This is a genomic window from Streptomyces sp. NPDC055103 (assembly GCF_053607625.1).
The window spans coordinates 199362-221018 of sequence record NZ_JBSGTX010000002.1; the positions used below are offsets into that span (position 1 = coordinate 199362).

Annotated in this window: 20 protein-coding genes and 1 pseudogene; 13 read left to right on the forward strand and 8 right to left on the reverse strand. The window is 70.9% G+C overall.

Annotation, left to right across the window (positions count from 1 at the left end; all coding sequences use genetic code 11):
• Positions 1-78: 78 nt before the first annotated feature.
• Positions 79-186: pseudogene (locus ACWFR1_RS02925) on the forward strand (SigE family RNA polymerase sigma factor); the annotation flags it as partial.
• 3 nt (positions 187-189) lie between these two features.
• Here the strand turns inward: ACWFR1_RS02925 and ACWFR1_RS02930 are convergent.
• Genes ACWFR1_RS02930 through ACWFR1_RS02940 form a run of 3 tightly spaced genes read right to left on the reverse strand, consistent with a single transcriptional unit; the run spans position 190 to position 2948 of the window.
• Entirely contained in the window at positions 190-789 is a 600-nt protein-coding gene (locus ACWFR1_RS02930) for a hypothetical protein (RefSeq protein ID WP_453545725.1), read from the reverse strand.
• Between the two features lie 7 nt (positions 790-796).
• On the reverse strand, positions 797-1996 hold the full coding sequence (gene mqnC, locus ACWFR1_RS02935) for a cyclic dehypoxanthinyl futalosine synthase (RefSeq protein WP_453545728.1): 1200 nt from the start codon (positions 1994-1996) through the stop codon (positions 797-799).
• A 58-nt stretch (positions 1997-2054) separates the two neighbouring features.
• Complete coding sequence (locus tag ACWFR1_RS02940) at positions 2055-2948, reverse strand: menaquinone biosynthetic enzyme MqnA/MqnD family protein (protein ID WP_453545730.1); 894 nt, start codon at positions 2946-2948, stop codon at positions 2055-2057.
• Between the two features lie 470 nt (positions 2949-3418).
• Here ACWFR1_RS02940 and ACWFR1_RS02945 point away from each other — a divergent pair, with 470 nt between their 5' ends.
• On the forward strand, positions 3419-3622 hold the full coding sequence (locus ACWFR1_RS02945; RefSeq protein ID WP_030208785.1) for a cold-shock protein: 204 nt from the start codon (positions 3419-3421) through the stop codon (positions 3620-3622).
• Positions 3623-3740: 118 nt separating this feature from the next.
• Here ACWFR1_RS02945 and ACWFR1_RS02950 read toward each other — a convergent pair whose 3' ends face one another.
• The gene (locus ACWFR1_RS02950) at positions 3741-4577 is read right to left on the reverse strand and encodes a M23 family metallopeptidase (RefSeq protein WP_453545732.1); all 837 of its coding nucleotides are present in this window, start codon (positions 4575-4577) and stop codon (positions 3741-3743) included.
• 152 nt (positions 4578-4729) lie between these two features.
• Between ACWFR1_RS02950 and ACWFR1_RS02955 the strand changes: the two genes are divergently transcribed.
• The 7 genes from ACWFR1_RS02955 (at position 4730) to ACWFR1_RS02985 (ending at position 15368) form a co-directional block, all read left to right on the forward strand.
• The gene (locus ACWFR1_RS02955; RefSeq protein WP_453545734.1) at positions 4730-5131 is read left to right on the forward strand and encodes a DnaJ family domain-containing protein; all 402 of its coding nucleotides are present in this window, start codon (positions 4730-4732) and stop codon (positions 5129-5131) included.
• 134 nt (positions 5132-5265) lie between these two features.
• A complete protein-coding gene (locus tag ACWFR1_RS02960) occupies positions 5266-7467 on the forward strand; it encodes an FG-GAP repeat domain-containing protein (protein ID WP_453545736.1) in 2202 nt (733 codons plus the stop codon).
• 216 nt (positions 7468-7683) lie between these two features.
• The gene (locus tag ACWFR1_RS02965) at positions 7684-9960 is read left to right on the forward strand and encodes an FG-GAP repeat domain-containing protein (RefSeq protein ID WP_453545738.1); all 2277 of its coding nucleotides are present in this window, start codon (positions 7684-7686) and stop codon (positions 9958-9960) included.
• 58 nt (positions 9961-10018) lie between these two features.
• Positions 10019-11065, forward strand: a complete 1047-nt coding sequence (locus ACWFR1_RS02970; RefSeq protein WP_453545740.1) for a hypothetical protein — start codon at positions 10019-10021, stop codon at positions 11063-11065.
• A 6-nt stretch (positions 11066-11071) separates the two neighbouring features.
• Positions 11072-12301 carry an FG-GAP repeat domain-containing protein gene (locus ACWFR1_RS02975; protein ID WP_453545742.1) on the forward strand — a complete coding sequence of 410 codons (1230 nt, stop codon included), beginning with the start codon at positions 11072-11074 and terminating at the stop codon, positions 12299-12301.
• A 171-nt stretch (positions 12302-12472) separates the two neighbouring features.
• Positions 12473-12988 carry a mycothiol transferase gene (locus tag ACWFR1_RS02980; protein ID WP_453545744.1) on the forward strand — a complete coding sequence of 172 codons (516 nt, stop codon included), beginning with the start codon at positions 12473-12475 and terminating at the stop codon, positions 12986-12988.
• 106 nt (positions 12989-13094) lie between these two features.
• Positions 13095-15368 (forward strand): FG-GAP repeat domain-containing protein, encoded by a 2274-nt coding sequence (locus ACWFR1_RS02985; protein ID WP_453545746.1) that lies wholly within the window; start codon positions 13095-13097, stop codon positions 15366-15368.
• Between the two features lie 35 nt (positions 15369-15403).
• Here the strand turns inward: ACWFR1_RS02985 and ACWFR1_RS02990 are convergent, their stop codons facing one another.
• Positions 15404-15820 (reverse strand): ATP-binding protein, encoded by a 417-nt coding sequence (locus ACWFR1_RS02990; RefSeq protein ID WP_453545748.1) that lies wholly within the window; start codon positions 15818-15820, stop codon positions 15404-15406.
• A 91-nt stretch (positions 15821-15911) separates the two neighbouring features.
• Here ACWFR1_RS02990 and ACWFR1_RS02995 point away from each other — a divergent pair, with 91 nt between their 5' ends.
• Genes ACWFR1_RS02995 through ACWFR1_RS03005 form a run of 3 tightly spaced genes read left to right on the forward strand, consistent with a single transcriptional unit; the run spans position 15912 to position 17670 of the window.
• On the forward strand, positions 15912-16775 hold the full coding sequence (locus ACWFR1_RS02995; protein ID WP_453545750.1) for a helix-turn-helix domain-containing protein: 864 nt from the start codon (positions 15912-15914) through the stop codon (positions 16773-16775).
• A complete protein-coding gene (locus ACWFR1_RS03000) occupies positions 16772-17017 on the forward strand; it encodes a DUF397 domain-containing protein (protein WP_453545752.1) in 246 nt (81 codons plus the stop codon). Before ACWFR1_RS02995 ends, ACWFR1_RS03000 begins: the two co-directional genes overlap by 4 nt.
• Positions 17014-17670 (forward strand): HAD family hydrolase, encoded by a 657-nt coding sequence (locus tag ACWFR1_RS03005; RefSeq protein WP_453545754.1) that lies wholly within the window; start codon positions 17014-17016, stop codon positions 17668-17670. The genes ACWFR1_RS03000 and ACWFR1_RS03005 overlap by 4 nt, the downstream gene beginning before the upstream one ends.
• Here the strand turns inward: ACWFR1_RS03005 and ACWFR1_RS03010 are convergent.
• From ACWFR1_RS03010 to ACWFR1_RS03020, 3 genes are all read right to left on the reverse strand, one after another.
• Entirely contained in the window at positions 17657-18286 is a 630-nt protein-coding gene (locus ACWFR1_RS03010; protein WP_453545756.1) for a hypothetical protein, read from the reverse strand. The two genes, ACWFR1_RS03005 and ACWFR1_RS03010, sit on opposite strands and share 14 nt — an antisense overlap.
• 82 nt (positions 18287-18368) lie before the next feature.
• Complete coding sequence (locus ACWFR1_RS03015) at positions 18369-19208, reverse strand: alpha/beta fold hydrolase (RefSeq protein ID WP_453545758.1); 840 nt, start codon at positions 19206-19208, stop codon at positions 18369-18371.
• 74 nt (positions 19209-19282) lie between these two features.
• Positions 19283-19954, reverse strand: a complete 672-nt coding sequence (locus ACWFR1_RS03020) for a DUF4097 family beta strand repeat-containing protein (protein ID WP_453545760.1) — start codon at positions 19952-19954, stop codon at positions 19283-19285.
• A gap of 360 nt (positions 19955-20314) precedes the next feature.
• Between ACWFR1_RS03020 and ACWFR1_RS03025 the strand changes: the two genes are divergently transcribed.
• Positions 20315-21657: serine/threonine-protein kinase (locus ACWFR1_RS03025; protein ID WP_453545763.1), on the forward strand; the 1343-nt coding region annotated here is incomplete at its 3' end.

Genomic DNA, 21657 nt, shown 5'->3' on the forward strand with positions numbered 1-21657 from the left:
TTGTGGCAGCCGCGGGAATTCCTTCTCGTACCGCTTCGACCTTTTGGCCGCGCGCGCACTCAAGGACGGGCGAGGTACATGACAAGGGCCGGGCAGCAGCGGCTGTACCGCACGGCGTACCTCCTCCGCGGCGACGCCGAGACCGCCCGCGACCTGACCCAGACCACGCCGGCCAAGCTGTTCCGGTGGCTACTGCCGCCGGAACACCAGCCGGCCGCCGAGGAGCGTCGCGACACAGGTCGACGCGCCCTCGCTGACCAGGGCGGCCCGGTCCGGGACGTCGAAGACGGCGAAGCGGGCCGGGCCTCCCGGCACCAGTCCGGGCAGCAGCACCAGCGGCGCCGGCGAGAACGACGGCGGGCCGGGGAGCCGCTCCGGGCGGCGGGCGATCGCCAGACCGGCCCGGCGCACGGCGTCCACCGCGGCCCGGTCGCGCAGCTCGCCGGCGACGGCGACCGTCCCGTGCGCGAGGAGCCGCTGCACACCACGGCGCGCGGAGGCACCACGCCGGGACGCGTCCATCCGGAAGATCCGCTGCGCCCGCTCCCCGGTGATCGGCTCGGTGCCGAAGCCCGCGGCCTCCCGGGGGTCCGGGTGGTACATCCCCTCAAGGAGCTCGGGCCCGAACGGGTTGAGCAGCCCGGGGGTGAGGATGCCGGGCCACCGCCGCACCCGCGCCTCGGGCCTGACGGCGGCCAGGTCCTCGTACGGGCCGACGGCCGCGACGAGGGCGCCGTCGACGAGGACGGCGGTCTCGGGCGACGCCTCGGCGACGTGGATCGTCAGCACGGCCGCGTCAGTTGGCGTCGAGGAGCTTCAGCTCCGGGTGGGCCGTACCGCCCTCGATCGCCGTGGACGAGATGTGGGAGGCGACGCGCTCGTCGACCGGGTCGTTCGCCGGGTCGTCGTGGACGACGAGGTGCTCGTACGTGGTCGCGCGCTGCGCCGGGACCCGGCCCGCCTTGCGGATCAGGTCGATGATCTCCAGGCGGTTCGAGCGGTGCTTGGCGCCGGCCGAGGAGACGACGTTCTCCTCCAGCATGATCGAGCCGAGGTCGTCGGCACCGTAGTGCAGGGACAGCTGGCCGACCTCCTTGCCGGTGGTCAGCCACGAGCCCTGGATGTGGGCGACGTTGTCGAGGAAGAGCCGCGCGATCGCGATCATCCGCAGGTACTCGAAGAGCGTGGCGTGCGTACGGCCCTTGAGGTGGTTGTTCTCGGGCTGGTACGTGTACGGGATGAAGGCCCGGAAGCCGCCCGTCCGGTCCTGCGTGTCACGGATCATGCGCAGGTGCTCGATCCGCTCGGCGTTGGTCTCGCCGGTGCCCATCAGCATCGTGGAGGTGGACTCGACGCCCAGCTTGTGGGCGATCTCCATGATCTCCAGCCAGCGCTCGCCGCTCTCCTTGAGCGGGGCGATGGCCTTCCGCGGCCGCTCGGGGAGCAGCTCGGCGCCGGCACCCGCGAAGGAGTCGAGACCGGCCGCGTGGATGCGGCTGATCGCCTCCTCGACGGAGACCTTGGAGATCCGGGCCATGTGCTCGACCTCGGAGGCGCCGAGGGAGTGGATGACCAGCTGCGGGTGGGCCTGCTTGATGGCGGCGAAGTGCTCTTCGTAGTACTCGACGCCGTAGTCCGGGTGGTGACCGCCCTGGAACATGATCTGGGTGCCGCCGAGCTCCACGGTCTCCGCGCAGCGGCGCAGGATGTCGTCGAGGTCCCGGGTCCAGCCCTTCTTCGTGTCCTTCGGCGCGGCGTAGAACGCGCAGAACTTGCACGCCGTCACGCAGACGTTCGTGTAGTTGATGTTCCGCTCGATGATGTACGTCGCGATGTGCTCGGTTCCCGCGTACCGGCGGCGGCGCACGGCGTCGGCGGCGGCACCCAGCGCGTGCAGGGGCGCCGAGCGGTAGAGGTCGAGCGCCTCCTCGGGGGTGATCCGGCCACCCGCGGCTGCGCGGTCGAGAACGGACTGGAGCTCGGCCTTCTCGGTCACCGGGTACGTCCCTTTCGGAGGGGTTCTGATCGTCCGAACCAGCGTACGCCAGGGGTTCTCACGGCATCCGCAGGGTGCTCGGCGGGAGCAGTTCGACCTTGACGTCGGCCGGGAAGCCGGTCGTCGGGCCGGTGCGGCGGGCGAACTCGCGCACGCCCGCGAGCTGCTCCGGGCCGAAGCGGAAGTCGAGCGTACGGAAGTACCGCTCCAGGAGTTCGGCGTCGAAGGTCTCCCAGCGGGCGGCCTGCTCGGCGACCTTGGCGACCTCTTCGAGGGAGAGGTCGCGGGAGGCCAGGAACGCCTGGTGCACCTCGTGGACGGTCTCGGGCTCGCGCGCCAGGTAGTCCTTGCGCGCCGCCCACACGGCGAAGACGAAGGGCAGCCCGGTCCACTCCTTCCACATGAGGCCCAGGTCGTGGACCTGGAGCCCGAGGCGGGGAGCGTCGTGCAGCGAGGCCCGGAGCGCGGCGTCGCCGATGAGGACCGCCGCCTCCGCCTCCTGCATCATCACGCCGAGGTCCGGCGGGCACGTGTAGTAGTCGGGCTTCACCCCGTACTGCTCGGCGAGCAGCAGCTGGGCGAGGCGGACCGAGGTGCGGGAGGTGGAACCGAGCGCCACCCGGGCCCCGTCGAGCTCCCGGAGCGGCCGCTGGGACACGATCACACAGGACATGACGGGTCCGTCGCAGCCGACGGCGATGTCGGGGAGGGCGACGAGGTCCTGTGCGTTGCGGAGGTACTCGACGAGCGTGATGGGGCCGACGTCGAGATCGCCTCGGACGAGTCGCTCGCTGAGCTTCTCCGGGGTGTCCTTCGTGAGCTCGAGATCGAGGAGCGTCCCCGTCCGCGCCAGGCCCCAGTAAAGGGGGAGGCAGTTCAGGAACTGGATGTGTCCGACGCGGGGCCGGTTGCGCCGGTGGGCGCCGGTTGCGTCGTGGGTTGCGTTGTCCACAGGGTGAGGCTAGACCCGCGTGGCGGCGCGGGCATCGCCGGGGCACGCGACACGGCGTACGGACGGCGCTCGGAATTCGACGGGCGAGGCACCCGGCGAACGCGCTGCGAAGCGCCCTCAGGACGTCCTGCGCACTGCCCTGCGAACCGCCCGCCGGACGTCCTGTGCACTGCCCTCCGGACGCCCTGCGAACCGCCCGCCGGACGTCCTGTGCACCGCCCCGCGCACCGCCTTCTGGCCCGCCCTGCGAACCGTCTTCCGTCAGCACGGAACCGCAGATCAAACATGTGGGTGACGTGATCTTTCCCTCTACCGCGCGGCGAGTCCTGCGTGCTAGGCTCATCGCAAGTTGCAGTTTGGTTTCCCTTGCAGTACAGAGCCTGCGGAGCATGTGACCCGCAGGCTTTTGTAGTTTTCAGACTTGTTTGCAGGTTCTGGAGCAGGGCAACCCTTTGGCCCAAGGAGGGCTTATGGCTACCGGAACCGTCAAGTGGTTCAACGCTGAAAAGGGCTTCGGCTTCATCGCCCAGGACGGCGGCGGCCCGGATGTCTTCGTCCACTACTCCGCGATCAACGCGAACGGCTTCCGTTCGCTTGAGGAGAACCAGCTCGTGACCTTCGACGTCACGCAGGGCCCGAAGGGCCCGCAGGCGGAGAACGTCACCCCGGCCTAAGTTGCCCGGGTCGGCGTCAGCGCTGGTCTAGAGCAGTACCCAAGGAGCCCCTCTCCGTGCCCGCGAGGACACGAGCGGGGCTCCTGCCTTTCTCCGGGCGTGCCTTTTCCGGGCGCGGTCAGCAGGTGGGGATGACCGTCCCGTTGTTGTCGCGGGCCTCGTCGTTGCCCCAGCGCGACAGGTAGTACGCGGAGACGTACGCCCCGTAGCCGTTCTTGCCGGCGTAGACGGTGTCGAGGTCGGTCCTGAGCCACCAGTGGTTGTAGTTCCCGGAGCCGTCGCGGATCTCCTGGCCCCAGACCTTGCAGTAGACGTAGTTCGTGCCCGCGTTCAGCACGCCCTGGGCGTCGTCGGTGTTCGCCTGCGCGTAGCCCGTGGCGTTGGCGAAGGTGTCGACCCAGTACTTTCCGCCCCCGCCGCCCGAGCAGCCGTTGTCGCTCGTCAGGTACTTGGAGCCGTAGGAGCCCGGGTAGGGGGCGAGGGAGGCGCCGTTGATGACGATGGGCTGGCCGACACCGTTGTAGAGCTGCTCGTAGTGGATGTGGGCGCCGGAGCTGTTGCCGGTGGTGCCGGTGGTGCCGATCTGCTGACCCTGGGCGACCCAGGCGCCGTTGGCGACGGAGTAGGCGTTGAGGTGGAAGTAGTACGTCTTCCAGCCGCCGCCGTGGTCGACCACGACGTAGTTGCCCGCGCCGGTCGGCTGGGAGTAGCGGTAGGCGGTGCCGGAGGCCGAGGCGAGGACCGGGGTGCCGGCCGTCGTGCCGCCGTCGGCGCGGACGAAGTCGAGGGCCTGGCGGACCTCGGCGGAGTGATGGCTGTAGGTCCACTTCTGTCCGCACGGGTAGGGCGCCTTGAAGAGCGGCGCCGCCTGGGCGGGGGTGGTCGTGACGAGCGCGGTGAGCAGGCCCGCGACGAGCGCGAGCAGGGTGCCGAGCGGGGTGATCCGTGCACGCATGCGTCCTCCGGTGGGGGGGTCGTGCGGAGCGGGGATTCCGGTGTGGCAAGGGTCGACGCGCGTGGAACGGACCACAGCGTGCCGGAAGATCGCGTGCGGGAGTAGTCCGCGAAGACCACATTCGCCCGACGGTGATTACGTAGCCTGGACACATGACCGAACGGAAACCGCCGGGCGTGAGCTTCGAGTCGTTCGTCGACAAGCAGATCCGGGAGGCCTCGGAGCGCGGCGAGTTCCGGAGCCTGCCGGGCTTCGGCAAGCCGCTGCCGGACGACTCCGCCCCGTACGACGAACTGTGGTGGGTCAAGCAGAAGACGCACCGCGAGGGCATGGCGGTGCTGCCGCCCGCCCTCCAGCTGCGCAAGGACGCCGAGGACGCCACCGCGGCGGTGACCGCGGCCGTATCGGAGAGCCAGGTCCGCCGGATCCTCGGCGAGATCAACACCAAGATCGCCGAAGCCCTCGCCCGGCCGCCGGCCGGGCCGCCGCTGAACCTGACCCTCTTCGACGTGGAGGCGGAGCTGGAGCGCTGGCGGGCGGAGCGGGAGGGGTAGGGGCCCGGGAGGGGTAGCGGGCCCGGCCGGAATCGTTGCGGAAAAGCCTTCCCCGGCCGTACAACCATGCGAACCGATCATGGGTCTGAACGGGCATGGCACTCCCGTGCCCCTTCAGACCCATGGGGGTTCACTTGCACAAGCGCATTACCGGCACCCGTCTGGCCACGGCCGTCACGGCCGTTCTCGCCGTCACCACCCTCGGAGCCGGCACGCTGGCCACCGCGCCGGCGGCGTACGCGGCGCCCGTCACCGCCCCGGCCTTCACCGCCGAGGAATCGGGCCTGCCCGTCCTGCCCGTGGGTTCGTACCTCGACTCCGTGGGTACCACCGGGGTCCTGAGCTACTCCATGAACGACAGCGACAATCTGGAGCTGCTCTGGACGCCGTACGACAACGGCATCCCGACCAAGCTCCCGGTCGGCCCGAACGACTACTGGTACACGTCGGGCACCGACGTCGTCGCCATGAACGACATCGAGACGCAGGCAGTCACGCTGCGGAACATGGCCACCCCTGCCGCCCCGGGCGTGACCATCGACCTCGGCGCGCTGGACGGCTACCTCGTGGCCGTGCTCAGCCCGACGAGCGTGCTCGCGGAGATCATGACCGCGGAGGGCGCCTTCGAACTCCACATCGTGACCAAGAACGGCGACGCGACCACCACGAGCAAGGTCGAAGGCCTGCCGACGGACGTCAGCCTGATCGACGCCTCCGCTGTCCGGAGCGGCGCGATCCTCGTCGCGTACGAGACGGGCTCGGAAGAGAACCCGATCTCCGGCCGGGCCGTGATCGACGTGGCGTCCAGCTCCGTGCTCACTACGTACGACGTCGACTCCGAGTACAACCCCACGCTCCAGCTGACCGACTCGCACGTCGGCTGGATCGAACGCGACGCCTCCAGCGGGCTGTACATGACGACCGTCGACCGCGCCACGGGGGCGCGGAAGCAGACCCGCGTCGGTGACCTGGTGAACGACTACTATGCGTCGCTCGTCGGCGGCTGGCTGGTGTACGGCACCGAGGGAAGCCCCGCCAAGGCCCTCAACCTGACCGACGGCAGCCCCCTCACGCTCGGCGTCGAGGGCTCGGCCTCGGTGAACTCGTCCGACGGCAGCGTGACGCTGGACGGCTCCAACGAGACCGACGGCACCGGCCTGTTCCGGATCACGGCCGGGTCGAACGGCGCGGCGCCCGTGGTCACGAAGACCATGGACACCAGCATCCCGGACGCGCTGGAGATCCAGCTGGTCCACATCGCCGACTCGACGAACCTGGACGCCACCGGCGGCAAGGTCACGATGGGCTGGACGCTGTCGCGCACCGACGCCTACATCGACGTCACGATCACCAACACCACCACGGACGCGACGTTCACCAAGCGCGTGAACGCCCCCGCCTCCGGCAACCGTTTCACGTACGTCTGGGACGGCTCCATCAACGGTGTGGACGCGCCGAACGGCGAGTACGCGGTCGAGGCCGAGGCGTACGCGCTCGACGACCCGGCGGACTACGCGTACCAGGGCTGGCTGACGAAGATCACCCGCAACGCCAACGTGCACGACTACGACAACAACGGCTCCACCGACCTGCTCGTCCGGGACTCCTCCGGTGTCCTGTGGCGCCAGGACCTGCGGGACCGTCCGGTCAACGGTCTGATCAAGGCCGCGCAGCGCACGCAGATCGGTACCGGCTGGAACACCTACAAGCACATCGAAGCCGTCGGCAACGTCGGCGGCGCGGCCACGGGCGACCTGCTCACGGTCGACAGCGCGGGTGTGCTCTGGAACCAGCTCGGCAAGGGTGACGGCACCTTCGCCCCGCGCCGTCAGCTCGGCACGGGCTGGGGGATCTACAACAAGATCACCGGCGGTTCCGACCTCACCAACGACGGCAAGCCCGACCTCGTCGCGGTCGACACCTCCGGCGCCTGGTGGCTCCGCAAGGGCACCGGCGACTGGGCCAAGCCCTTCGGCGACCGGGTCAAGATGGGCACGGGCTGGAACACGTACAACCAGATCGTGGCCACTGGCAACATCGCGGGCGGCGCCGCCGGCGACCTCGTCGGCCGCGACACCTCCGGCGTCCTCTGGCTCCACCTCGGCAAGGGCGACGGCACCTTCGCACCCCGCGTCAAGATCGGCGGCGGCTGGAACGTGTACAGCCAGCTCGTCGCAGCGGGTGACGTCGACTCCGACGGCCGCCTCGACCTGTACGCGTACGGTTCCGGCGGCTCGGTCCTGTACCGGGGCACGGGCTCGTACCTGGCGCCGTTCACCAAGACGTCGACCAGTGTGTTCACGAGCGAGTTGACGAAGTTCACCAGCGTTTCCTGATCACGTACAACCGTCGGCCCCCCTCGCCTGTCTGACCGAACATCGCACGTGTGATCGCACGTGATGCTTCCGGTCCGCTGGGGGGGGGGGACGACGCGGTGCACTCCGCGCGCCCCCGCCGACACCGTCGGCGGGGGCGTCGCCCGTTGTTGCACGCGCTCCCACCGGCCACACCGGAACACCTGACTTCCCACTCAGACTGCAGAACGGACGGCAGTGCACCCTTCCCGCTCCCGCCGCATCACCGGCCGCCGGCTGGCCGCCGCGACCCTCGTCCTGTCCACCGTCACCGGCACCCTGGCCGCCGCCCCGGCGTTCGCCGCCCCGGCGACGGGTGTCCTCGCCGCCGAGACCGGGACGGAGCAGCAGGACGTCCTCGACCTGCCCGCGGGCTCGACCCTCCTCGGCAGCGGCCCGTCGGGCATCCTCACGTCCCACGAAGACCCCTCCAACGGGAAGACCGCGTACCGCTGGACGCGGTACGAGGACGGCTCCGTGACCACGCTGCCCACGGGCACGGGCACGGTGCCCTACGCGTACGCGGGCGGCATCGGGTCGGACGTCATCGTCGGGCTCGGGTACAACGGGACGGGGGCCGTGTACACCCTGCACGACATAGGCTCCGGGGACACCGGCCCCGTCGTGATCGACGCGAGCCACCTGGGCAGCACGAGCACCTTCCGGTTCCTGGCCGGATCCACCGTCGTGACGACCCCCCGGCAGATCGGCGGCAGCGGCGGCATCCACCTCCTCAGCAGCAAGGACGGCCAGACCGTCGACAAGGTGGTGCGGGGACTGCCCGATGGGGCGACCCCCCTCACGTACGACCTGGTCGCGCCCGGCACCCTGATGATCCAGTACCGGCACTGGGACGAGATCAGCGGACGCGCGGCCCTGGTGGACATCGCCTCCGGCACCGTCGTGGAGGACCGGTCCCTGACCGGGGCGGGCTCGTCCCAGGGTGACGTCACGGCGTCCGCCACGCACCTCGCCTGGGCCGAGACCTCCGCCTTCAGCAAGGACGCGGCCCTGCGGGTGGCACAGCGAGGGGAGGCGGCCTCGGAGCGCATCCCGCTCGGGACGGGCGGGGGGCTCGGCGTCGAGTTCCTGGGCGACTGGCTCGCGTACGGCCTCACCGACTACAGCACCGCCACCTCCCCCAACCCTCTGTACGCCCTGGCGGCCCGCTCGCTGAAGGACGGCCGGACGGTCAAGCTCCTCGACCTGGTGAGCCACATCCGCAGCGACGGCGACGACGCGATCCTGGTGCAGGGCGCCACCGTCGAGCAGGGCGAGGGCCTCTACCGGGTCACCGCCGGCCCCGAGGGCGACCCGGTCGTCACGCGCGTGGCGAGCACCGGCCGCCCGGTCGTCCTGGAGCTGACCGGCCAGAGCGTCCCCGCCACCGTCGACCTCAGCAAGGCCACCAACCCCGTGCTGAGCTGGCAGTTCGCCGCGACGGTCAACGCCTCCGTACGGGTCGAGCTGACGCACACGGCTTCGGGGAAGCGGTGGACCGCGACCACGGCCATGGGCGACGGCGGACGCGCCGGCGTGCTCTGGAACGGCCTGTTCGACTTCGGCACCGCGGCTCAGCTCGGCTCCTACACGTGGCGGATGACGGCCCGGACCGGGTACGACCTCGGCCCCGCCTACGAGCGGAGCGGCACCCTCACCGTGGTCGGCCCGCACGCCCCGCACGGCTTCACCGACAGCAGCTCGCCCGACCTGCTCGTCAAGGACGGCGGCAGCCTGACCGCCTACGACGCCAAGCAGGTCCTCAACAAGATCAACGCCCCGACACCGGAGTGGAGCCTGGGCAGCGGTTGGGACGCGTACGACCAGATCATCACGCCCGGCAACATCGGTGGCGCGCCGAACGCGGACGTGCTGGCCCGCGACCGGTCCGGCGTCCTCTGGGAGCTCCTGGGCACCGGCGACCCCACGAAACCCTTCGCCTCCCCTGTCCGCGTCGGCACCGGCTGGCAGAACTACACCCTGATCACGGGCGGATCCGACCTCACCGGCGACGGCCGCAACGACCTCGTCACCGTCGACAAGGCCGGTGACCACTGGCTCCACAAGGGCACCGGCAGCTGGAGCAAGCCGTTCTCGCCGGCCCAGAAGATCGGCCGTGGCTGGGGCGTCTACAACAAGATCGTCGCCACCGGAAACCTCGCGGGCGGCGCCGCAGGCGACCTCGTCGCCCGCGACAAGGGCGGCGTCCTCTGGCTCCACCTCGGCAAGGGCGACGGCACGTTCGCGCCGCGCGTCCGCATCGGCGGCGGCTGGGGGCAGTTCACCGCGATCACCGCCGTGGGCGACGTCGACCGGGACGGCCGGCCGGACCTCGTCGCGAAGGGCGGCCCCGGCGTGGACGGCACTGTGCTGGCCTTCTACCGGGGTACGGGCCAGTGGGCGACGCCGTTCAAGTACCCCGTGAAGTTCTCCGCGCAGGACGTCCCCTGGAAGACCGACACGGTCCTGTACTGACCCGGCCCCACCCCCGCAGCCCCCGCACCCCCCGCAACTCAGCAGAAGGAACAGCACGTTGTCCCCCATAGCCATACACCACCGCTTCGTCACGGCCGCCGCGGTCGCCCTCGCCGTCACGGCGGGGGCCGCCCCCGCGATCGCCGCGCCCGTGACCGGTGTCCCGGCCGCGGCGGCCGCGGAGAGCACGGAGCAGGAGGTCGTCACGGTGCCGCCGGGCACGACCGCGACCTCCGGCGGAGCCACTGGGTACCTCACATACCGCAGGGAGGGCACCGGCTACGTCTTCCACTGGACGCAGTACGAGGGCGGTGTCCGGACGCAGCTGCCCGGAACGAAATACGGAAGGAGTTTGGGCACCGACATCGTCATACGGGCCGAGGGCACCATACGGACGTTCATCGACATGTCCACGGGCCAGGAACTCGTCTCGTACGACCTCGCGGCTCTCGGCGACGGCTACACGGTGGTGCGCTACCAGGGGACCACGCTCGTCGCCACCACGCCCGCCACGGGCGACCGCAGGGAAATCCACCTGATCGACAAGGACGACCAGGGCCGGATCGTGGACCGCACGGTGGCCGGCGCACCCGCGGACGCCGTGTGGGGATCGACGGAGAACTCCGAGCCGGGCACGTTCCTCGCCCGCTACTCCACCACCGTGGACGGGGTGCAGCAGCACAAACTGGCCGTGGTGGACGTCGCCTCGGCCTCAGTGGTCGAAACGTACGACACCCTGGGCACGGCCACCACGTCGGCCATGTCCCTCTCACGGACTCACGTGGCGTGGGCGGAGGTGGGTGCCGACGGGAACCCCGTCCTTGCCATGGCGCGACGGGGCACTTCGGAGGTGACGCGCACCGGACCTCTGGGCACGCAGGGGGCCGGGGTGGCTCTACGTATCGTGGGCGACTGGGTGGTGTACTCCCGCCTCGGTGGCAACTCTTCCCGGGATACCGACCCCCTGCACCAGGTGACGGCCCGTTCTCTCACCCATCCCGACGAGACGTTCCCGCTGCTCGCAAACGCCGACCTGCTCACCCCGTCCGCCGAGGGCGGTCTGATCGTCACGGGCGGCACCATCGAGCAGGGGCAGGGGCTGTAACGGATCGTGCCGGGCGAGGACGGCCGCCCCGCCTCAACCTTGCTGGCGACCACCGGGGTCTCCACCGTCCTCGCCGTCGCGCAGGAGACCCCGCTCCCGAGCGGTGTGGTCGACTTCGACCGCGCCAGCAACTCGCTGACCGCCGCCTGGACGTTCAACCGCCCCGCGGTCGACACCCGCCTGGAGATCGTCCACACCGCTTCCGGTCGGAACTGGCGGAGGACCCAGGGCTACTACGGCCAGGTGGCACCCAACATCTACAGCTACACCTGGAACGGCGCCTTCGACCCCGCCGATCTCCCCGCGTACAACGGTGCTTACACCTGGACCATGACGGCGAAGCCGCAGAACGGGATCGGTCCGGACGTCGTCCGCACCGGCTCCTTCACGATCGCCCGTACGCCGAAGCCGCACGATTTCAACAACAACGGAACCCCCGACCTGCTCGTCCACAACTACGAGGGCCGCCTCACCGCGTTCGACGGCAGTTACGCGCTCGCTCCCCACGCTTACGGATTCCAGCCATTGCCTCTCGGCAGCGGCTGGAACGGCTACAGCCAGGTCGTCACACCGGGCAACGTGGGCGGCGCCCCACACGCCGACATCATCGCCCGCGACGCGAGCGGCACCGCGTGGCTCCACCTCGGTACCGGCGACCCCAAGGCGCCGCTGGCACCCCGCGTCCGCATCGACACCGGCTGGCAGGTCTACAACCTGATCACCGGCGGCTCCGACCTGACCGGCGATGGCAAGGCCGACCTCGTCGCCGTCGACAAGGCCGGTGACCACTGGCTCCACAAGGGCACCGGCAGTTGGAGCAAGCCCTTCGGCCCGGGCCAGAAGATGGGCCGGGGCTGGGGCGTCTACAACAAGATCGTCGCCACCGGCAACATCGGTGGCGGTCTCGCCGGGGACCTCCTCGCCCGCGACAAGGGCGGCGTCCTCTGGCTGCACCTCGGCAAGGGCGACGGTACCTTCGCACCCCGCATCAGCCTCGGCCCCGGTTGGAACCCGTACGAGGCCATCATCGCCATCGGCGACAACAACCACGACGGCCGGAACGATATCGCCGCGTACGACCACGAAGCCGCCCACGCCACGTCGCTGTACGTGTACGACGGAACCGGCGCCTGGGCCACACCCTTCGCGCAGCGTCGAACCGTGTACAACTACGGCTTCTACACCGGCGACGACCGGGAGCACATAGGACTGGGGGGCGCCACGACGGTCTACTGACCGCAGCGGCCGCCCAAGCAAGAAGCCGATAACCCCGCGCGCCGGAGAGTGTCCCCGAACCTGACACTCTCCGGCGCCGGGGCCGAGATCACGCGTCGGCGCCGGACCCGCCGCTAGGGTTTCCCCGTCGCCGCCGGCCACCCGCCGGCTCATCTGCCAGGAGGAGCCCCCATGAACAGCGCCGGTCTGCTCCTCGACTCGTTCGGCCGGGTCCGGGAGGCCGTTCACGGGGCCGTCGAGGGGCTCACGGACGACGAGCTCGCCGTACGCCCCGACGCCGACGCCAACTCGATCGCCTGGCTCGTCTGGCACCTCACCCGCATCCAGGACGACCACCTCGCGGGCGCCTTCGGCACCGAGCAGCTGTGGGACACGGACGGCTGGGAGGCCCGCTTCGGCCTGCCGTTCCCGAAGCACGCCACCGGGTTCGGGCAGACGAGCGCCGAGGTCGGCGCCGTCCGCGCCTCGGCCGAGCTGCTCCTCGGGTACTACGACGCCGTCCACACGCGCACCGAGGAGCTGATCGGGACGGTGACGAACGCGGACCTGGGCCGGGTCGTCGACACCGCCTGGAACCCGCCGGTCACCCTCGGCGTACGTCTGGTGTCGGTGATCACGGAGGACTGCCAGCACGCGGGGCAGGCCGCGTACGTACGGGGCATGGTGGAGCGGCGCGCATCTTCGTGACGTGCGCGCGGTGATCTTCGGCAAGGTGCCGTACAACCACATGACCTGATCGAGCGTCTGATCGAACAGCAATGGGGGTCTTCCCGTGCTGCTCGAAAGGATTCGCGTGTACCGCACTCGCTCCTCCCGGCGGCTCTCCGCCGCCGTGACCGCCGTCCTCGCTGTCACCCTCGGCGCCGGCGCCCTGACCGCGCCCGCCGTCGCCGCCGCCCCGGCGGCCGGCGGCTTCTCCGCCACCACCCTGGCCGACGCCACGATCTCCATACCCCACGTCGGACAGGTCGTGAGCTCGGGTCCGTCCGGCTTCCTCACCTCGACTCCCGCGAGCGAGGTCCCGAACGCCCCGATCGGCGAACCGATCTACCGCTGGACGAGCACGGTGGACGGCACCACCAAGGACCTGCCCCAACTCACCGCGTACTACGGCGGCTTCTCCGACATCGTCGTGACCAGGGTTCCGACCACGCAGTCCTACCGCGTGTACGACATGTCGTCGCCGGACGGCACCTACGAGACCTGGTCCGTGAGCGGCGCCCCCACCCTGCAGGGAGTGGCCGGCTCGACGCTCCTCATGTCGTACTGGGACTACACGAACCTCACGGGCGAGCTCCGGCTCAAGACCCGGGGCATCGGCGAGGGTTCCAACCGCCTGGTGACCGGCCTGCCCGCCAACGCCAGGATCCTCAGAGCCGAGGCCGTCTCCGCCTCCACCGCGCTCGTCCACTACTCGGCGCGCGACGCGAACTCCGTGGTCCGCCACTACCTCGCCCTCGTCGACACCGTCACCGCCTCCGTCGTCGAGAAGCGCGAGACGGGCAACGCCGCGTACTCGGCCGACTCGGCCGCCTCCTCCTCGCGCTTCGCCTGGGTCGAGACCGCCACCTGGGGCCCCACCGCCACGCTGATGCACGCCGAGCGCAGCGGCGAGGGCGCCGGTCCGGCCGGGACTCCGATCCCCCTGGGCAACGGCGCCCCCACCCACGTCAGCTTCCTCGGCGACTGGCTGACCTATGCGCTGCCCAACTCCAGTACGGCCACCGCACCGAACCCGCTCCACGCGCTGACCGCCCTCAACACCACCACCGGCGCCACCCTCAAGGTCCTCGACCGCGCCACCTCCTCCATCGCCGAGACCGGCGGCACCCTGCTCGTGCGCGGCGGCACCCTCGCCCAGGGCGAGGGGGTCTACCGGATCTCGATCGGTGACAACGGCACCCCGGTCGCCACGCTCGTCGCGAGCACCGGCGAGCCGACCGCGCTCACGGTGCTGAGCCGCACGGTCCCCACCGTCGTCGAGCTCGACAAGAACGACGGCAGGGCGACCCTGGAATGGACCCTGTCCCGGCCGCTGGCCTCGGGGTACGTGAAGGTGCGCCACGTCCGCACGGGCAAGACGGTGGTCGACTACACCTTCGACTCCGGCCTCAACTGGACCGACGGCACAGGCCTCGTCTCGGTGAAGTGGACTGACGGATACGGCTCCGAGCACGCCCCCAACGGCGACTACGTCTGGGAGTTCAGCGCCGCTCCGAAGAACGGCATCGGCCTGCCCGTGAAGCAGACCGGCACCCTCAAGGTCGTCCGGCAGGCCAACCCGCACGACTTCAACGACAACGGCTCGCCGGACCTCCTCGCCCTGGACGCCGCCGGTGCCCTCTGGCGGGACGACGTCTACAAGCGCGTGACGGGGTACCCGATCACCAGCGGCTCCCGGACCAGGATCGGCACGGGCTACCAGGTGTACACCCGGATCGAGGCCGCCGGGAACCTCGCGGGCGGCCCGGCAGGCGACTTCGTCGCCCGGGACACCTCCGGCATCCTGTGGAGCTTCCTCGGCAAGGGCGACGGCACCTTCGCGGGCCGCGTGAAGGTCGGCGCCGGCTGGAACACGTACAACAAGATCGCCGCCGGGTCGGACCTGACCGGCGACGGCCGCCCCGACCTCGTCGCCGTGGACGGCACCGGAGCCCTCTGGCTCCACAAGGCCACGGGCAACTGGCAGTCCCCGTACGCCAACCGCGTCAAGATCGGCGCCTCCGGCTGGAACACGTACAACCAGATCACCGCCGTCGGCAACATCGCGGGCGGCCCGGCCGGCGACCTCGTCGCCCGGGACGCCTCCGGCACCCTGTGGAGCTTCCTCGGCAAGGGCGACGGCACCTTCAGCGGCCGTACGAGGATCAGCGGCGGCTGGGGCGCGTACAGCCAGCTCGTCGGCGCCGGAGACATCGACAAGGACGGCCGCCCCGACGTCGTCGCGTACGGCCCGAACGGCACGTACGTGTACCGGGGCACGGGCGCCTGGGCGACCCCGCTCAGCGGCGGGGAGTACACCGATCTGTACATCGGCGAGGGCTCCAAGTTCAAGAACCTCGCCTGACCCGGCAGCCACAGCGCGGCGCTGTCCTCCTCGGATCATCCGAGGAGGACGGTCGCCCAGACCGTCTTGCCGACCGTCCGGTCCTTGACGCCCCACGCGGTCGCGAGGGCGGCGACGAGCAGGAGCCCGTAGCCGCCCTCGTCGGGGTTCTCGCCGGGGTTCTCGGACCGTAACGGGCGGCGCTCGCCGCGCGCGTCGGCGAGTTCGATCCGTACGTGGTCGTCGGCGCGCTCCATCCGGACCTCGAAGTCCCTCCCCGGCACCCGGCCGTGGAGGGCGGCGTTGCTCGCGAGCTCGGCGACGACCAGCTCGGCCGCCTCGGCGGCTGAGCCCGTCACGCCCCACTCGTGCAGCTGCTGCACGGCGAGTAGCCGGGCCAGTCGTGCGCCCCGGCGCGTGGCCGAGAGCCGGAGCGTGAACTCACCGGTTGGGGTGGTGGTTTCGGACTTCATGCCCCTGAGCCTGGTGGGTGCGCCCTACGCTGAACAGCAGCGACGCGACGACGCTGAGTGACTGTACGGGTGCGCCAAGAGGGCGGTACGGATGTCGGGAAACGTGGAGGAGAGGCCGGAACGGCCCTCCGAGGTGGACGGTACGGCGCACCTGTTTCGTGCGCTCGGGAAAATCATCAAGGTGCTGCGGAAGAACGCGGGCCTGAGCCAGGCGGAACTGGCGGACATCACGCATTGCAGCGAGGACTTGATCTCGGCGGTCGAGAGGGGCGTACGGACCCCACAGCCGGACTTCCTCTTGCGGGCCGATCCCGTGCTGAACGCGGGCGGGGTGCTGGTGGCGGCGGTGGACGACCTGCGGGAGGCGCTGGCCAAGGCGCGGGTGCGGCACCCGGACTGGTTCCAGGACTTCGCGAAAGCGGAGGCCGAGGCGGTGGCGCTGCACTATTACGAGGTGCAGGCGGTGCCGGGCCTTCTCCAGACGCCCGCCTACGCGCTGTCCCTCTTCAGGGACCGCCGCCCGATGCTGGACGAGGCGACGATCGAAAAGCGGGTGGCCGACCGGATCTCCCGTCAGGTGCTGCTCGACAAGTGGCCCGCGCCGACGATCAGCTTCGTCCTGGAGGCGGCCGTCCTGCTCCGCCCCTTCGGCGGACCGGCGGTCCACCGCGAGCAGCTGCGGCGCATCCTGAGCGTGGCCAGGCGGCGGACGGTCGACTTCCAGGTCATGCCCCTGGACAGGTACGAACACCCCTACCTGGGCGGCGCCTTCACCCTGCTCACACCCAAGGGGCGACGGGAGACGGCGTACACCGAGATCTACGGGCACTCTCGGTTGATCACCGACCCGGAAGAGGTCCGGCTGTACACCGAGCGCTATGGCATCATCCGGTCGCAGGCGCTCACGCAACACGAGTCGCTCACATGGCTCGAGAAACTGCTGGGAGAACGATGAACACCACGGATCTGGCCTGGTTCAAAAGCAGCTACAGCGACTCCGAGGGCGGCAATTGCCTCGAAGTCGCTTACGACTGGCGCAAGTCCAGCTACAGCGACGGCGAGGGCGGCGAGTGCGTCGAGGTAGCCGCCCACCCCACCACCGTCCACGTCCGCGACTCCAAGAACCCGGACGGCCCGCAGCTCGCCGCCTCCCCCTCTTCCTGGGCCGCGTTCGTGGTCGTAGCATCGGGCGCGTGACCAGCAAGAACTTCGTTCTCTTCGACGTCGACGGCACCCTCATGGACGCCGTCGCCAACCAGCGCCGCATGTGGCACGAGTGGGCCGCGCGGTACGGGCTCGACGGGGACGAGGTGTACGCGGTCGCCCTGCGGACACGGCCCGTCGAGACCTTCGCGACCGTCGCCCCGGGGCACGACCCGGACGAGTGCCTCGCCCTCCTGCACGAGCTGGAGGACGAGGACGTCCGTACGGGCACGTACACGGCCTTCGACGGGGCCGCCGAGCTGCTCGCCGGGCTTCCGGCGGACCGGTGGGCGCTGGTCACGTCGAACTACGAGCACCGGGTGCGGGGCCGGTTCGAGCGGACCGGGCTGCCGCTGCCGGGGCTGATCGTGGACGCGGCCTCGGTGGCCGAGGGGAAGCCGTCCCCGGTCCCGTACCTGCTCGCGGCGGAGAAGCTGGGCGCGGACCCGACGGAGTGCCTGGTCGTCGAGGACGCGCCGTCGGGCGTCCGTTCCGGTCTGGCCGCCGGGATGGCGGTCTGGACGGTCAACACCCCGGCACCGCATCCCGAGGCCCACCGCCACTTCCCGACCCTGGCGGAGGCGGCCCCGCACATCCTGGCCGCTCTGGGCCAGGGCCGTCTGCCGGCGCCGACTACCGTCCGCTGACGGCCTGACCGGCGGCCGAGCGACGGCCCCCGAGGGAGGCGATCAGGGCGTCCACCACGGTCGCCGCGTCCGCGTCCGCGACGTCTGCCGGGTATTCGGGCAGCAGGTCGTCCCAGACGGGCATCCATGATCCGTACAGCTGGGACTGTCCCTCGGGCCGTGCGAAGAACCAGATGTGCAGGTGTGCTCCGCCGTCTCCGATGCGGTAGACGTGGGCTCGCGAGATGTGGGGCAGGGCCTGTACGTGGCGGACGATGTGCGTGGACAGGACGCCCAGCTCGGCGGCCAGGTCGTCCGGCAGGTCGGCCATGTCGTGGTGCTCGATCGGATGCAGCATGAGCACCAGCGGTACGCCGACTCCCGGGATGCGGGTGAGCCGCCAACTGTCGTTGAACCAGATCCCCTCGCCCCGGTCGCGGCACGACTGGCAGTCCGACGGGTCCTCGCCGTGTCGCGGAGGCTCGGGCAGAACCGGAGGGCGCAGCTGCGCGACGCGCAATCCGTCCGGTTCGAAGGGGCTGATGTCCCACCCCGTCATGCGGGCGAGCGGGAGCCGACGCTCACCATCCGCAGCGGCAAGAGCGTGGTCGTAGAACTCGTCAGGTCTCAAAGCCATGGCTCGAAGGGTAGTTCGGACCGGCTCCGGGTGAGGATCGGGGTGAGCCGGCCCCTCCCGGGCGGGGAGGGCGTGACACCGCTCACGCGGCCCGGTCGCCGGCGGCGGTGGCGATCTCGCGGGCCGCGTCGGCCACGGCGCGGAAGTCCTTGCGGAGGATCTTGGAGTGGTTGCTCGGGACCTTCGCGCTGAGCCGGACGTGCGGGTTGCGGGCGGTCACCGGGTCGAGGTTGCCGCGGATCTTCTCCATCAGCTCCGCGTCGCCGCCCAGGTTGCCTCCGGTGGCGAGCACGTACCGGGTGGGCACGGTCAGGCGGTCGAAGACCGGGTCGAGGGCGGCCGGGGCGCAGAGTTCGTTGATCTCGATGTTGATCTCGGCGTGCTGCTCGGCGCTCATCCGCGCCGCCATGCCGAGGCGGCGGGCGACCGGGAACAGCGGGCTCAGCCGGCGGAACAGCTTGCGCACCTGCGCCTTGGTGGCCTCGTCGAGCCACGAGTGCGGCAGGGCGCCGTCCACGGACACCACCCCCAGGACGCGGTCGGGGTTCCTGGCCGCCCAGTGCACCGCGAGCATGGCGCCGTACGACCAGCCCACCAGGATCGGGCGCTCGACGCCCCGGGCGGTGAGGACGGCGTCGAGGTCGCGCAGGCACGCTTCGAAGGAGTAGTCGGCGGAGAGCCGCGACTTGCCCCGGGCGCGCTCGTCGTAGGTGATGTGCCGGTAGTCGCCGCCCAGTTCGGTGATGACCCGCCGCCAGTGCTTCTGGTCGGCATAGGAGCCGTTGAGGTAGACCACGGCGCGGCCGGGGCCGCCGGTGTCGGTCACCGCGAGGGCCGTGTCGTCGACGGAGACCGTGCCGGTCCAGGCGGCGGGGTGGGTGAGGGCGGGGGCGGTGGTGGGCGTGGTGGCGGGGGCGGTCATGGCGGTTCCTCTTTCGGAAGCTGTGCGCGGGGGGCGGGGGGAGCGGGTGTGCGGGGTGCGGGTGTCCAGGTGTCTCAGAGGCTGCGGGCCGTGATGTCGCCGTACGCCGTCGTGGCCTGGATGTTCAGGCCGGCGCCGGCGCCCTGGCTGTTCTGGAGGGTGTTGGTGACGCGGCCGTGGGCGGTGCCGGCGTCGAGGGTGGCGGCGACTCCCCGGGCCGCGCCGATCTCGACGTCGCCGGACTCGGTGCGGAGGACGACCGCGCCGCCGAGGGCCTCGGCGATCCGGATGTCGCCCTTCTGCGTGCTGATCTCCGCCGCGGCGCCCAGGCGGCCGATCGCGATGTCGCCGTCCTGGAGGGTGAGCCGGACGCTAGCGGTCTCGTCGAGCTTCACCGTGCCCTGCGCGCTCTCGTAGGCGATGTCGCCGAGGCGTCCCACGCTGTGGAGTTCGGCGGCGGCCGTCTTCGCCTCGACCCGGGAGCCGGCCGGCAGCTGGACGGTGACCGCGACCGACCCGGAGTTGCCCAGGATCCGGTTCTTGGCCTCCGCGGCCTCGATCCGCAGCACACCGTCGGCGTACTCGACCGCGATCTCCGCCGCGGCCTTCACGTCGCGGCCCTTGCCGGCGTCCAGCGGCTGGACCTCGACCGTGGCGTCGGCCCGCTCGGCGGCGATGAACCGGACCAGGCCCGCCGGGACGTTCAGGACGACGGCGATGGGGGCGGTGGTGGCGAACTTCTGCATGACGCTCTCCTTGGTTTCCCGGACCGCCGAGGCCTTGCGCTCGGTGTTTCCGACAAGAGAAACGCTACGTTGCATTCAAGGATCGAGCAACGGCTTCGTTGCATCAAATCCCTGCATCCGCAGGTCAGCACCTGGATTTCATTGCAATCGTCATGACGTCTAACGCAACAAACAGGCCTTGCGCGTTGCAATAGAGTGCCGGTGAACGCGCCGCGCGCCCGGCCTCACTCGTTCAACCGCCGTACAGAAACAAACACTTGGTCTCCGTACAGATGTGAATAACCCTCAGCTAATGTGTGGCCCATGCAGGGGGAACGGGAAGACCACTCTGGTTTGGGCAGTCTGGACGGCAGCGGAGCCATGCCTCTCGAGGCGGGGGATCCCCGCCAGATCGGGGCGTTCCGGCTACTCGGCGTCCTCGGGTCGGGAGGTATGGGGCGGGTCTATCTCGGCGCCGTGCCAGGGAAGTTCGCGGCGGTGAAGCGGGTCCTTCCCGTGCTCGCCGAGGACGCCGACTTCCTGAGCCACTTCGGCCACGAGCTCGACAACCTCGCCCGGCTGCCCGCCGGCGCCAACACGAAGCTCCTCGCGAGCGACCGCACGGCCAGACCACCGTGGTTCGCGACCGAGTTCATCCCGGGCATCACGCTCAGCGAGGCCATCCGGCTGCACGGCGGGCCGCTGCCGGCGGAGTCCCTGTGGCGGCTCCTGCGGGACGCGGCGGCCGGGCTGCGGGTCGTGCACGGCGCCGACATGGTGCACCGCGACCTCAAGCCGTCCAACGTCATGCTCACCGGCGCCGGCCTCTCCCTCATCGACTTCGGCGTCGCCCGCGCCGCCGACCAGAGCCGGCTGACCAAGACCGGCATGGTCATCGGGACCCCCGCCTACATGGCTCCCGAACAGGCCGTCGCAGACCGGCAGTTGACGGGTGCGGCCGATGTGTTCGCGCTGGGGAGCCTCGTCCTCTACGCGGCGAACGGGCGGCCCCCGTTCGGCGACGGCTCCGGGCCGGACCTCCTCTACCGGGTCGTCCACGGAGAGCCCGACTTCGGGCGGCTCACCGAGACCGACCCCGAGCTCGCCGCGCTCATACGGACCTGCTTCGCCAAGGACCCGGCCGAGCGGCCGAGCGCCGCCGAGCTCGTGGAACGGTCCGACGAGCGGGCCACCGGGGCCGCGTGGCCCGCCGCCGTCGCCGAGCGCATAGGCGAGCGCGCCGCCTTCGCCGCCGGGGCGCCCACCGCCGAGCACCTGGCGGAGCTGGAGCGGATCGAGCCGGCCCAGGACATCGCGACCGCCTCGCTGACCCCGCAGGGCGGCAAGGAACCCGCCACCGCCTCCCCCGGCGCCGTCGCGCTCACGGGGGCCGCCGCCACCGGCAAACGGACGCGGCGGAACCGGCTCGTCATGTTCGCCGTGCCCGTCGTCGTGGCGACCGGCACCACCCTGACCGTCGCCCTCGGCCCGTACGTGATCGACCGCGACACGGCGGCCGACGGCCCCTCCTCGTCGCCCTCCGCCGTCTCCTCGCAGCCGGCGCCCGGCCAACCCGCGCCCGTACCCACGTCGTCGTCCGCGAAGCCGGGCACGTCCGCGTCGCCCTCCTCCTCCGCTTCCCAGCAGCCCTCGTCCGTTCCGCCCGGCGGGCCCACCGCCGTACCGCCCCCGCCCGGGGCGGGCGGCGCGGGCGGCGCGGGCGG

Excerpts from the sequence above, each read along its gene's own strand:
- ACWFR1_RS03015 (WP_453545758.1), bottom strand. The coding sequence starts at position 19,208 with ATGACCGCCCCCGCCACCACGCCCACCACCGCCCCCGCCCTCACCCAC.
- ACWFR1_RS02950 (WP_453545732.1), bottom strand. The coding sequence starts at position 4,577 with ATGCGTGCACGGATCACCCCGCTCGGCACCCTGCTCGCGCTCGTCGCG.
- ACWFR1_RS03010 (WP_453545756.1), bottom strand. The coding sequence starts at position 18,286 with ATGGCTTTGAGACCTGACGAGTTCTACGACCACGCTCTTGCCGCTGCG.
- ACWFR1_RS02955 (WP_453545734.1), top strand. The coding sequence starts at position 4,730 with ATGACCGAACGGAAACCGCCGGGCGTGAGCTTCGAGTCGTTCGTCGAC.
- ACWFR1_RS02980 (WP_453545744.1), top strand. The coding sequence starts at position 12,473 with ATGAACAGCGCCGGTCTGCTCCTCGACTCGTTCGGCCGGGTCCGGGAG.
- ACWFR1_RS03000 (WP_453545752.1), top strand. The coding sequence starts at position 16,772 with ATGAACACCACGGATCTGGCCTGGTTCAAAAGCAGCTACAGCGACTCC.
- ACWFR1_RS02945 (WP_030208785.1), top strand. The coding sequence starts at position 3,419 with ATGGCTACCGGAACCGTCAAGTGGTTCAACGCTGAAAAGGGCTTCGGC.
- ACWFR1_RS03020 (WP_453545760.1), bottom strand. The coding sequence starts at position 19,954 with ATGCAGAAGTTCGCCACCACCGCCCCCATCGCCGTCGTCCTGAACGTC.
- ACWFR1_RS02995 (WP_453545750.1), top strand. The coding sequence starts at position 15,912 with ATGTCGGGAAACGTGGAGGAGAGGCCGGAACGGCCCTCCGAGGTGGAC.
- ACWFR1_RS02990 (WP_453545748.1), bottom strand. The coding sequence starts at position 15,820 with ATGAAGTCCGAAACCACCACCCCAACCGGTGAGTTCACGCTCCGGCTC.